The organism is Treponema lecithinolyticum ATCC 700332, assembly GCA_000468055.1.
GTDB classification, from domain to species: Bacteria; Spirochaetota; Spirochaetia; order Treponematales; family Treponemataceae; genus Treponema_C; species Treponema_C lecithinolyticum.
Map to the genome: position 1 here is coordinate 1 of KI260567.1, position 13234 is coordinate 13234.

General features: G+C 44.0%; 8 protein-coding genes. 3 read left to right on the forward strand and 5 right to left on the reverse strand.

The annotated features are described in order from the left end of the window. Positions 1–272: 272 nt before the first annotated feature. Entirely contained in the window at positions 273–1592 is a 1320-nt protein-coding gene (locus HMPREF9193_RS07275; protein WP_021687453.1) for a M18 family aminopeptidase, read from the forward strand. A gap of 38 nt (positions 1593–1630) precedes the next feature. On the opposite strand, the gene HMPREF9193_RS07280 is transcribed toward HMPREF9193_RS07275, so the two are convergent. Next, positions 1631–3463, reverse strand: a complete 1833-nt coding sequence (locus tag HMPREF9193_RS07280) for a methyl-accepting chemotaxis protein (protein ID WP_021687454.1) — start codon at positions 3461–3463, stop codon at positions 1631–1633. Between the two features lie 253 nt (positions 3464–3716). Here HMPREF9193_RS07280 and HMPREF9193_RS07285 point away from each other — a divergent pair, with 253 nt between their 5' ends. Together HMPREF9193_RS07285 and HMPREF9193_RS07290 are read left to right on the forward strand one after the other, a co-directional pair. Beyond that, a complete protein-coding gene (locus HMPREF9193_RS07285; RefSeq protein ID WP_021687456.1) occupies positions 3717–6389 on the forward strand; it encodes a cadherin-like beta sandwich domain-containing protein in 2673 nt (890 codons plus the stop codon). 88 nt (positions 6390–6477) lie between these two features. Further along, a complete protein-coding gene (locus tag HMPREF9193_RS07290; protein WP_051306032.1) occupies positions 6478–7071 on the forward strand; it encodes a hypothetical protein in 594 nt (197 codons plus the stop codon). Between the two features lie 67 nt (positions 7072–7138). Here the strand turns inward: HMPREF9193_RS07290 and prtP are convergent, their stop codons facing one another. The 4 genes from prtP to HMPREF9193_RS07310 all read right to left on the reverse strand — a co-directional run bounded on the left by prtP (position 7139) and on the right by HMPREF9193_RS07310 (position 13101). Next, the gene (prtP, locus tag HMPREF9193_RS07295) at positions 7139–9022 is read right to left on the reverse strand and encodes a dentilisin complex serine proteinase subunit PrtP (protein ID WP_051306044.1); all 1884 of its coding nucleotides are present in this window, start codon (positions 9020–9022) and stop codon (positions 7139–7141) included. A 42-nt stretch (positions 9023–9064) separates the two neighbouring features. Continuing rightward, positions 9065–10948: a dentilisin complex subunit PrcA gene (gene prcA, locus HMPREF9193_RS07300; RefSeq protein WP_021687459.1), complete on the reverse strand. Its 1884-nt coding sequence runs from the start codon at positions 10946–10948 to the stop codon at positions 9065–9067. Positions 10949–11071: 123 nt separating this feature from the next. Continuing rightward, complete coding sequence (locus tag HMPREF9193_RS07305) at positions 11072–12529, reverse strand: flavocytochrome c (RefSeq protein ID WP_021687460.1); 1458 nt, start codon at positions 12527–12529, stop codon at positions 11072–11074. Between the two features lie 191 nt (positions 12530–12720). Then, positions 12721–13101: an FMN-binding protein gene (locus HMPREF9193_RS07310; RefSeq protein WP_021687461.1), complete on the reverse strand. Its 381-nt coding sequence runs from the start codon at positions 13099–13101 to the stop codon at positions 12721–12723. Between the last annotated feature and the right edge of the window lie 133 nt (positions 13102–13234).

The following is a 13234-nucleotide window of genomic DNA, read 5'->3' on the forward strand; positions in this document are numbered from 1 at the left end:
CTTTTATCAGCTGTACAGCGGTCATCGTTTATGCCCCCTTTTGATTGGCAGTACATATGCCGATGTAAACACCAAAGCAGAACCTTCTGTTGTTTTTAAAACCGTCTTTTTCATAGTAAAGTCTCGTTATGAGTATAACGGCACAGCTTTGTTTGCGTCAACACGCACGCGACAAGCACACGCTATAGATATGCGCGGCGTACATGGTACACGGTGCGCTTGTCCGGCTTATACAATGTCGGTATAATGACATTTAAGAGAGGAAGAGCGGTATGAATAAAACGGCTGCCGAAAAGTTAATCGCTTTTATCGACAAAAGTCCTTCGGTGTATCACGTGGTACACAATGCGTTGGATTTTTTACAAGAGAACGGCTTTGTCTATTTAAAGCGCGATGAACCCTTTGATTTGCAAAGCGGCAAAAAATATGTTGTTACAAATAACGGCAGTGCACTTATCGCTTGGCAAATGTGTACCGACAATCTTGCTTTAAGCTCTGCAAAAGGCGGCTTTAAAATTATTGGAAGCCACAGCGATTCTCCGACTTTTAGAATAAAACCGAACCCGGAAATTACGGTAAACGAGCATTATTTAAAATTAAATACGGAAGTATACGGCGGTGCGATTTTATCGACGTGGTTTGACCGACCGCTTTGCGCTGCAGGCAGAGCGCTTTTAAAAAGTGCCGACCCTTTACAGCCTCACGTGCGTCTTGTCGATTTTAATAAAGAATTGCTTGTTATTCCGAACCTTGCCATTCACATGAACCGGGAAGTAAACGAAAACTGTTCTTACAACAAACAAAAAGATACGCTACCTATACTTTCGCTTATAAACGAAAACACAGGTAAAAACGGTTTTTTACTTAAACATATTGCCCGAACACTAGATGTAGCAGAAAGCGAAATTATCGATTTTGATTTATATTTATACGACAGACAGCCGGGCTGTTTTATCGGTTTAAACGACGAATTCTTTTCGGTAGGGAAAATCGACAATTTGGGTATGGCGTACGCTTCGCTCGACGCACTGGTACATACACCGCCGTCTCAAAGCTATGTGCAGCTTGCCGCAGTGTTCGATAACGAAGAAGTCGGCTCGGCAACAAAGCAGGGAGCGGCAAGTCCCTTTTTATACGAAACACTGCAGCGCATTGTACTGCAATCGTGTGCAAAGAATCCGTTTGAAACGCTGCAAATGCTTTTTGAGCATTCGTTTTTAATTTCTGCAGATCAAGCGCACGCATTGCACCCGAATTATACGGAAAAAAACGATATTACCAATTTTCCTTTAATAAACAAAGGACCGGTAATAAAACACGCGGCATCAATGTCTTATACATCCGACGGTTTGTCTGCGGCGGTGTTTAAAAGCATTTGTGAAAAAGCGCACGTTCCGTGCCAAACCTTTGTAAACCGTTCGGATATGCGCGGCGGCTCTACTATAGGACCTATTTCATCTTCTCACGTAAACATAAAAAGTGTGGACGTGGGCAACCCCATTTTAGCAATGCATTCGGTACGCGAATTGGGCGGCACGCAAGATCAAGAATACATAACAAAAGCTTTTAGTCAATTTTACGCGGATTTTTAAACCGCAAAAATCCGCGTAAACACACTCAAAGGCATTTTTTAACTTCGGATTCTAAATTTGCTTATTTTTTGTTCAAGCTCATTGCTGACTTGTTCCAACTCTGTAGACACACTGCGCGAAGTTTCCATAGCCAAATCCAAAGACCGCGCATTTTCGGTTAAACTGTGCATATCGATTTGAACGTTTTCCGATATGTTGTTTACTTCTTGCATCATATTGTTTATTAAAGCCGTTTTTCCGCAAATGTCGCCGAAACGCGTTTTTAATTCGCCGAATATCGTATTCAAATGCGATACGGCATTTTTTATACCGCCGCTGTCGCTTTCCAAATCAGAAAGTCCGTTTATCATATTGGAAATGTCGGTGCTTAAACCTTTTATGCTTGTATCGATTGAATCGAAGATAACGCTGGTGGAATGTGTTTGATTTTGTGCATTTTGCACCGTGTACACAATGCCTTTTACACTGTCTGAAATATCGCGCGAGCCTTTTGCGCTTGCTTCGGCAAGCTTGCGTATTTCACCGGCAACAACGGCAAAGCCTTTACCGATATCTCCTGCATGGGCGGCTTCTATTCCCGCATTCATAGCCAGCACGTTCGTTTCGGCGGCGATATTGTCTATAAGCGTTACCATTTCTTTTATGCGTTCGGTTTGCTCTTCTATGGACGCCATATGATTTACCGATTGGCTTAACAGCGAACGTCCCGAAGAAGAAAGTTCTACCAGCGTTTCGGCATTTTTACCGACGTGTGTGGAATGTCCGTACAGCGATTTTATAATACCGTTTATGTTTTCTACGGAACCGGAAACGTTTGAAAGCAAATCCGCATGGTTGGTTAAATTGCTTTCCAAAGAGGTAATTGCCGTCGATATGGTTTCCGAATTCCGTTTGGTGTTTTCAATGTTTTCTTCAAGCGATAAAAGACGCTTACCGACAGTTTCGGTTGCCAAAAACGTATTGTTTGTTACCGTTTTAAGGTCTGCGATAACACCGGTTACATCCGTTCCCGATTTTCGGTTTGATATAACAGCCGTTTGTATTTGCACAAGTGAATCGTTAAGATAGTTGGTAAAACCGTTGAGCATTTTACCCAGCGAGGAAAGTTCGTCCCGTCCTTTTTCTGCAAAAGAAACGTTTAATTCGCCTTGGCTTAATTTGCTTACTTCTCTTTCGTGGCTTGCTATAAGGTGTGAAAGTTTATTTGCCCACGTAAACGAAAATACCAATCCCGTGCTCACAAAAACAATACCGATGATAACCGATAACAGCATGGCAAACATTTGTACGCGCTTCATATTGCGGTCGACAACGAGCTGCTGCTCGGAAATGGTTGTTTTTATAAGCGTTACTTTATCGGCAAGCAAGTTTAATTGCCGCGTGTAATCGCTGATCATTTCGTCGCGCTCGTCGCTTTGATAGTAATTATGTTTGTATAATTGCAGCGGCGCAAATGCGTCGGCAACAAGCACTTGCTGTTTTGCCTGATCGTATAAATCGCTGTATGCTTTTTGAATGGAGTACAGCGAACTGATAATCAAAGGGCTGAAATCTTTGATAATTTTAAAGCTTTCGGCAACTTGTGAGCCTATGCTCGGAAGATAGGTTACATTGTCCAAGTGTTTAAAAGAACTTTCCACGTCTTTGGTAATCGTCTGCATTTCAGGTATTGAAACTGAAAATACCGTAAATACGCTTCTTTGTGCCGTAAGCACGGCATGATCCAGTGACGAATAAATTTGGTCGAAATATTGCGTTTCGTTGCGCATTTTTTGCAGCGGCATGGATGCTATTAAATATAAACCGAATGTAAAAATGAACACAAAACAAATAAACAGTACTAAAGAATTAAGCTGGGTTTTGATCTTCATCTTTTTCCCCCAAATATATTGTTATACAATATTTTTAAATCGACTGTAGAATAACACAGGTTTAAAATATTTGCAAGAAAAATCTTTTTTTATCGTAAAAAAAATTTGATGAAAATGCAGTTTAACGAGATTTTTTTGCGCAGCGCCGCCTCTCAAGCGAGAGTGCCGTAAAATTTAAACGCAATTTATTGACTTTTATGTGTGTTTCGCTATAATAAAGATTAGTTATATCTAACTAATTAGAGGAGTTGTTATGAAAAGGTTACAAAAACTTATTTACACGATTTTACTTTTCTCAAGTATACTGATCGGCTGTAACCAAAATGTTGTGTCTTCTTCCGGGGGAGGGGGGGGCGCCGGTGCTGACAATAGCGGCTGGAAAAAAGTACATATTTCCGTGCTTGACGGCAATAACCAAGTTTGTACGCTGAGCGGCAGCGGAAACAACTATTTTACGACGGTAAAAACCGAAAAAGCCACGGTTTCCGTCAGCATACCGCTTGGGGCAGAGGTTAAAATAAACGGAGAAAAAACACGCTCCAAAGAACTTACGTTTGCAGCAAACGGAGAGCAAAAAAAGGCTAATGTTTCCGTTTTTTATAGCGGTACTACGCAAAACTACGAAGTAACTATCCGTTATTACAAAGGTGCGATAAAAAAACTTACCGTTAAAGATGAGGGCAACAATGCTGTGCCGGTAGTTTCTCCTGATGCATACAGTTATACGGCAAGTATTGGAACAAAAAAGGCAAATATAACCGTTGAAACTTTTGATGCGGCAGACACGGTAAAAATCGACGGCGAAAAAACAAAGACAAAAAATATTGAACTTGCTCCTACTGAAAAGGAAAAGATTTTGCCGGTAATCGTTACCCACGAAGGCAATGACGAAAACTACACGGTAAAACTTTTATATAGCGACCCGAACGAAGTGCCTAAAGCGGCAGTGCTGAAAAGCATTACCGTAAAAAATGCGGAAGCTCCGGCTCAAACCTTTGCACTGTTGCCGCAGTTTGCTCCGTATAACGATACGTATGCAATTTCGGTTTCGAATAGCGTAAATAAAATAAAAGTAGAAGCTGAAGCGGAAACCGGTATCGATGTTCAAATTGACGGCGGCGAAGAACACATGCTTGTTGACGGCAAAAACGTTATAAAAATAAAGGCGGTACAGCAAGGCAATTCCGCCAATGCGTATGAATATACAATAAACATACAAAAAGCTGCTGCAGGTGCTTCCAACGATGCGTTTCTTAAGTCTTTGACTTTGAACAGCAAATGGGCAGGCAAACCGAAAGACTGGAAGACGCCTCCCGCGCCGTTTGCTAAAGAAACATATACGTATACCTGTACGATGGACGCGCACTGCGACGAATTTTTTATTAAAGCCGAACCCGAAGAAGCGCATGCCGTTATGACGGTACAAGCAAACGGTGAAGATCCCGTTCCCTTAGTATCCGGCGAAGATAAAAAGTTTGTGCCCAAAAACGGTACAAATACCTTTGTTATTACAGTTACCGCTCAGGACGCTTCTACCGTAAAAACTTACACCGTAACTGCGGAAAAAAAAGAAGGCAGTTATGTATTGAAAAACCTTACGGTGAGCGGGGTGCCCGATTTTTATACGGGACGGTACGAAGAGTATAAAAAAACCGGTATATTCGGTTCAAAACGTTTTGATGTAAATGTTTTTGAAACAGCGATTCCGGTAACCGTAAAGGCGGAACCCGAATTTCCTGCAAGCACTACGATGAAAATCCAAATCAACAAAGGACCGGAAAAACCGTTTGACGGTACGCAAGTCGTCGATTTTTCGGATACATGGAAAGCTAAAGGAAAACCCGATACTAAGGATCGTGTACTTCTGACAATAAAGCTTGAGTCGTCCGTAACAAGCGATCCTCAAGACACATACTATCTGTGGTTGTATAAAAAACCTGCAACGGGCGACAACGATAATACGCTTAAAAGCCTTGAAGTGCAGTACTACGGAAACGGCTATAAATTTTATGCCGTTAACTTAAACGAAACGTTTGAATCAACCAAAACCGATTATTCGGTAACTTTACCGTACGGAGTTCAGGAAATCAGAGTAACGGCAACGCCGACCAGCGAAAAAGCTTATATAGACGGTTGGCGCGGAAGCAAAACAAACGCATTTTTCGGTCCGTTCGATACGGTAAAAATTCCTGTAGTTGCTGAAAACGGCGATCGGAAAGTCTATGAAATTACGGTTAAGCAAAAACCGAAAACGACTATAAAGATAAACAATATTACGGAAAACCAAACCATTGACTTAAAGGTTTTGTCGTCCGGTCTTTCCGTAACCGGTGAGTTTGATGGTCCTGACGGAGTTGTCGATAATATCTGGGTCGGCTCTTCGGGATTGCCGATACAAAAAGACAAAGGCGGTAAATGGGTAGAAGCATCAATAAACGGTAAAACATTCAGCGCCGTTTTGCCTTTGGAAACGTTAAAAGAACTTCCGAACGGTTTGCGCGATATAAAAGCGGGCGCTTTTAATTTTTCAGGCAACGCTGTTGCTGTAACGCGCGTACCGGTTACCGTAACGGGGAACCCGGTTGCAACCGCTCCGGTTTACGTAACAATAAAAAAGGCGGCAACGGTTACCGGTTCCATTCCCGCAAACGCTTCAATGAGCATTATAGCTTTGGATCAAGAGCTTTGGGGAAAACATGAAGACGTGGTTTATGCAAGTAAAACGGTAAGTCCGATCGGTACTTTACAGTTCCCCACCAAGATACCGCTTGCCGGCATAAAGGCAGGCGTTGAATGCCGCGTGGAAGTATATATATACGAACGTATCTTAAACAAAGATGTGCTGTTGTATTCCGGTGTCGAAAAAGTGCAAGTGCAGGCGGGATCAGGCAACGCGTGTACGGTTGAGCTGAAAAGCGCTCAATAACTGCGGTATTCAACCGGTACTGCAAAGTACAAAATTACGAGGGCTGCCGAAACGGTAAGTGCCGGCGGCCCTTTTTTTGGAGATAACTATGAAAAAGCGCACCTTTTTTACTGCAGTTTTTCTAACATCGCTCGGCACGGCTTTACTTTTTTGTTTTACAGCATGCAAAATGGACGTTCCTATAAGTAAACCCGCCGTCGACAACCGGGAGCCTATAACCGAATCCGATATTTTCGGCGAGTATGATGGAGATGTTATACCGGTAATGAACGGTATTGTATTCGGCAAAACTTCAGAAAAAATCCAAATAAAAAAATCGCCGGGAACGCAAAAAATTACGTTTAGGACCCGGGAGCAAACTTCGTATAAGTCGATTATGCCTGCGGATTTGAGTTATGGATTCAAAGAAATTACGCTTGTTCCCGCTGCGGACCGAAAGTCTTTTTCTTTTAGCGCAACCGGCGGCTATTTGCGCTTGCACAGTCCGCCGAGCGATATAACTGGGGAAGAGGTAAGTACAAAAACCGTTCTTAAAGACGGCTCCATTTATAAAAAAGAAGGGAAGGTGTATATCAAGTATATCGTTGAATATGATGTGAATGATATACGCGCAACTATACCTACGCTGCCGAAAGATCACAAAACATTGGCTTCTGTTATGAAAAACGGTGTAAAGCAGTAAAAATAAGCATTAAAATCAAAACGGAACGCTTAATAAAAAACCGCCTCAATGCGAGGCGGTTTTTTATTTATAAATTAAAATCATAAGATGTATCGGTATAACCTGGTGCACTAACGGCAAGCGTTTTGTATGTTCCCGCATCGTTAATGCCTATTTCGTATTCGGTGTTCGTACGTAAACCGTAAAAGCGTATTGTACCGTTGTTTTCATCGGTTATGCCGACCGAAGCGCATATACCGTTTGGTTTTTCGTACAGCCACACGGTTTTCTTTTTTTGCGCGATGCCGCCTTTTTTTACGGTTATAATTACCGCTTTTTCGGAGTAGCGGCTGCCCTCTGCGGGAACAGAGCCGCTTTTTATTGCTTGAGCGGCTTTAAGCACATTTACTCTTCCATAGCCGTACCATTTTGAAAAACCGCGCACATCGTACTTGCCGTACGGAGAAAGCTGGTCGATTTTGTCGGCGGTGTTTTCTAAAAGCGTTTTAATTTGGTATGGACTTATGTTCGGATCAATCGATAAAAGATAAGTGAGCGTTCCGGTTACAAAAGGCGTTGCCATAGACGTTCCGCTCATCCACGTATAACTTTTGCGCAATTCGGGAGCGGCGGTATTGGACCAGTTTGTGCCGTTGTTATAACAGCTGTAAATGCTGTCTCCGGGAGCGCACACGCTTATCCATGAGCCGCCGTTACTGAATGCGGCTTTTGTATCGTCCATAGAGGTTGCGCCTACAGCCAATACACCTTGAAGCGCTGCAGGATAGGAAGCGACTGTTTTTCCGTCGTTTGCCATTGCGATAACCGGCAGTACACCTGCTGCGAGGGCTTTGTTCATCATTTCCACTTCATACGGGTGTATCGAATAGCCGCCCAAAGATATATTGACTGGTACGGTTTTTTGCGTCAGTTTCGGGTAAGCGCTTACTTCGGCAGGTAAACCTGCAAAAAGGGCAGGGTTGCGGCTTCCCGGTTCTTTTCGCAGTTCGCTGATGATTTGTGCAAGGTCGCCGAGGCAAGAATACACCGAATACGAAGAGCCGCCCGTTTTGCCTAATCCGCGGTACGTAATCAATTTTGTATTCGCATGAGAAACACCGCAAATGCCTTTACCGTTGTTGCCGACGGCCGCAATGGTTCCCGCACAGTGTGTGCCGTGTCCTACGTCGTCCCAATTATCATTTATCGGAATTATCTGGAGCGGATTATATTCCGCGCTGCTTCCTTTATGCAGAGATGATTTTGCATACAGGATGATAGAGCCGTGTGCGTCATAAAAGTCTTCGTGCAAGCCGTTAACGCCGCTGTCTACGATGGCGGCAAGCACCGGGTGTTTTGCATCGCTTGCATCGTATTCTTTAAATGCTTCCAGTGCATGGGTTACGGTTAAGCCCCAATCCGCAAGGGCTGCTTTTGGGTCTTCGTTTACATCCCCATCTTTTGTGCCGAGCGGTTTTACCGAACCGGAATGGGCGGATGAGATCGTTTTTGGGGTACGATACGGCGGCTGATCGTCGCTTTGCATTGCTTGGGGCGCTTCGTATTGATAGTCCGGCTGTGCATACAAAATGCCGTCCAGCTTTCGTACTGCATCGCGGAATTGTGCGGCATCGCCTGCGGATTTTACCAAAAAGTATACGTAGCCGTCGTGCAAATCGAGCGTACTTTCAACGCTGCCGTTCAGTGCGGCAAAGGAATCGCCGTTTACAAAACGTGCGGCTTTAACGATTGAATAATCTTTGTTCACTTTTTCGTTTTCGTCGCGCCGTTCTTGCTGTTCGCTAATCCATTCGGCTCCGAACGGACGCGCTGTGCTGCCGGAAACGCCGGATGTTCCGCCCTTACCCGTTTGAATAAAACCGGCAGGGCAGCCTGCAAGTAGTACGGCAAAAGATGCCGATACAAGCAGCACTACGACCGCTTTTACGGCAAAGACGTGTTTTTTGTGCATTATATTTTTTGTGTACATATTATACCTCTAATTTTATGCTTTTTATTCAGCGGTTACTCTAAAGAAATACTGCCCGTTTGAACTGCTTGCATAGCGGATGGCGTTTGCAAAGCTTTCGCTTGAACTGAGCGGTTCAATATCCGTACCTATTTCATTGCCGTCTACGTCTTTACTTTTCCATGCGGCAGAAAAAGCCGCAGGTTCGTCGTCGTAGGTTTCTTTGAGCCTTTTTCCCCAGTCGAAGATGTCCCACGCGTAGGTAACGCCTGTTTGGAACTTTTCGTCCTTGCACTGCGGGTGGTTGAAACCTTCAGTTATAAGATACGCCGGTTTAATTGTTATAACGCCGTCCTTGTACGAAATAAAATCGTCTTCCGTAAGATTCGAAGCAATAACTCCTCTCGTTTGTAATTCTTTAAAAGAGTATTCCTGAGGGGTCCCCGATATGGCATACTGTAAAGCGAGTTTTTCGCCGCCGTTCTTTTTAAGGTAAAAAGTCGCTTTACCTGCAAAAATAATTTTTTGATTTGAAGTTTTTTCGGTAACGAACAAACCGAACGAAAAAGAGTCTGCAAGTTTGTGCTCCCAAATATCGGGATTTGTCAGACGGAACGAAAAACTCAAATTATTGAGCTTCGATTTTTTTACAAAGCCGTTGTCGGCGGGACTTTGCAGTTCGATAGTGTTTGCAGGCAACAGGCGTGCGGTTGCCGTCGGTGAAACAAGGTTTTTACCGCTGCCGTTAAAAGGTCTGACTTGATATTCGTAAGTTACGTTTTCTTCAAGCGATGTGTCCGTATCGTAACCGAGGTGATATCCCTTGTATGACGGCCAGTTCGGATTGTTTTCACCGGCATAGTCTGCCACATATTGTCTTTGTCCTATGTGGGTCCATTCCGTTTGACCTTGTAAGCGCCGGTAAATATCATAGCCGCGGATGGGTAAATCCTGCGAGGAGGCATCTTTGACTCTAAAGTACAGTAGCACTTCGTAGGTATTGCTTTCCCCGTTGTGCGATCTAATACCGAAGGGGCTTATTGCCGATTGGTCCGGTAGACTAAAAAGTTTTAACGAATGCGGAAAGCGGTGCATTTCAATCCGAAAGTCTTTTACTGAAGAGCCGCTTATATCTGTAAGCGCCGGACGGCGTTCTTTAAATTCGATGGAATTGATATGACGTTCCACACGGTTTCCCGCCGTATCGTATGCGCTGATGATAAAGTCGTCTGTTTTATTCGGAAAGGAAATTTTGTCGAAATTGAAGCGGGCGGTGCATGTCCAGCTGCCGTCGCCATTGCGGACGCATTCGGGTGAAACGGAAGCTATTTTGTTGCGTGAAGAAGGCGAAGAGCCGACTGCAACGGCGCAACCGAAATTGCCGTTAGTCGGTACCGCTTGAATGGCGCGCGAAGGGGCGCGCAAAACAATTTCCAACACCATCGGCTTGTCGACTGCTCCCGCCCACACGCCGCTGTCTTCAAAGGGTACGCCGTTTAATTTAACGGATTGTACGCTCGGAGCTTCCGTTGCAGCACCTTGTTGAGGAGTGCGCTGAAACATAGTAACCGTTTGCGCGTTCGCGCTTTTAACCCAGTAATTTTCAATAACGGAAGCGGCGAGTTTGTTTTTTTCTCCGCTTAAGTATAAATCGTAGCATTGTCCTTCGGGTAAGTACAACTGTGCACTGCCTCCGCTGACCGTAACCGGTTGGCAAGCGGCGGATTTTGTGCCTGCTTTGTATGCGCTCAGGATTGTGCTTTCCATTTGCGGGGTGCCGCCTACCGAATCCAGTATATTGACGGTGACGGCGGTGCCGCTGGCATATATGCCGTTTTGTTGAGCTCCGTTCGGGCACGATGTAAAAAAACATACAAGCGCGCATAAAAAGCAAAACGCTGTATATCTTGTAAATTGTGAATACTTCATAGTTAGTCTATTAAAACAAAATGCGGGATAAATTTCAAGTATACGTAAAAAAATCAAAAAAAATGCGGTTTAACGGATGTTTTGCCGTCAAACCGCACATCGTATAATTATGTAAAAGAGTAATTATTGTTTTGCATAGGCTGCAGCATTGGTTCCGGCAATTTTACCGAATACGGCTATGTCTGCCATAGCGTTGCCGCCCAAGCGGTTGGCACCGTGAACGCCTCCGGTTACTTCTCCTGCAGCGAATAAGCCCGGTACTGCGTTTGCGTTTTCGTTAAGCACTTGCGTATCGGTATTGATGGCAAGACCGCCCATAGTGTGGTGGACGGCAGGAGCTACTTCAACCGCATAAAACGGAGCGGTTTCGATTTTGCGCGGCATATCCTGTCTTGCAAAATCACTGTCTTTTTTTGTATCGACAAAGCTGTTGTAGCGTTTTACGGTTTCTTCCAGTTCTGCCGGAGGAATATTCAGTTTTCCTGCTAATTCGGCTAAGCTTGCACCTTCGGTAAGCAAGCCTTGTTTATAGTAGCTTTCGATTGCTTTAAGTGAATTGCGCACGCCTTGATCGAACAGCAAATAAGCGGTTGCACCCGTTTGTTTTAAAATGGCAGCAGACATTACATCGCGTGTAGTCATTTCCTGTTCAAAACGGTTGCCGTCGCGGTTTACCATAATCGCGCCGTTGCCGCGGACAGCTTCGGTAATCATAAGGTTTTTTACCGGAACAACGGTCGGATGTGTTTGAATTTGGTCCATATCGACCAGGGCAACGCTAAACGGTTTTACCAATGCCAATGCATCACCGGTAGCTCCGGGAAAATTTGTCGTACCGAAACCTTTAAGATTCGGTTTATAAGAAACAACCAGTTCACTGTTTGCACCGAAACCGCCGGTAGCGATAATAACGGCTTTTGCATGTACGGTATACTTTTTGCCGTTTGACAAAACGGTAACGCCGGCAGCCGCGCCGTCTTTATTTACAATGGAAGTAACTTTACTGTTGTAGCGGATATCCGCTCCTGCATTTTCGGCAGCTTTAAGCATAACGCTTGCAAAATGCGATCCGACGGCAGCGCCGCCTGCAGGACGGTGCGCTCTTGCGTTTGTGGCACCGCCGGTTCTACCCACGTCGGATAAATCCATTCCCAAACCGATAAGCCAGTCGACCGTTTGTGCGGACTGTGAGGTAAGCGTGCGTACAAGGTTAGGGTTGTTTAAGTTTTTTCCACCTTTCATTGTATCTTGATAAAACTGCTCATTGGTATCGGCAATGTTCAGCTTTTTTTGCACCGATGTTTCCGATGCGTTTAAGCCTGCCGTTGCATAATTGGTATTACCGCCTGCAAAAGGCATTTTTTCCAACACGATAACGGAAGCTCCCGCTTCACGCGCGGCAACTGCAGCCGAAAGACCTGCACCGCCGGCGCCGACAATAACTACATCAACCGTATCGTAGCTTTGCGTTTTTGATGCACAGCCCGAAAAACAAATTGCGCACAAAAGAACAGCACATACAGCAGTTAAAACGGCAGTTGAAAATCCGTTTTTTTTCGCTTTTTTTTGAAAATTCAACATAAAATCTCCTATTATAAAAACATTTACAAGCAGTTTTAACTGCCGAAAAAGTTTTTATTGCATATAATTTATAGTTTTTTATCGATAAAACTATAAAAAAAGTACCGAACACGCAAACCGATTGAACGTACTCGTTCGGTTTGCCGCACAGCGTTTTTATACACTGCGACGGTTCGGTAACTTAAAAAAAATTAGCGGGCTTTTATAGCACCTTGTTCAACCGCTTTTTTTTCTGCAGCTTGAAGTGCAGCGATGGTTGCTTTTGAAGAAAACGTTGCTCCCGATACGGTATCAAGTTTATCCGCTTTCCCGGTTTTTACCGCTTGAGCTAAAACCGTTTCGATAGCAGGTTTGGTAAAATCGGAATCTTCGCTGGAAACCAGTTTTGCAGCGGTGATTTTGCCGTTGGAAAACGTCGTTTCTATCGTAATCAATCCTTTAAACCCTTGTTCTGCGGTTTGTACCGTAAGAGGCGGGGCTTTTTTTGCACTTATGGTAAAAAAAGCAACCAATGCAAATCCGATAATCGCATATATAACACTTGCGGTTACGGACGTCTTTTTTTCATTCATAGAATCCCTCCATAAAAGATGCTTCAAAAAATATAAAATATAACGCTAAAAAAGGCAAGAGTAGGTACAGGTTTATTTTTTTTATTTTTCGACTGCAACGTCGGCTTTTTTTTTACTCCATAAAAAAATTCGG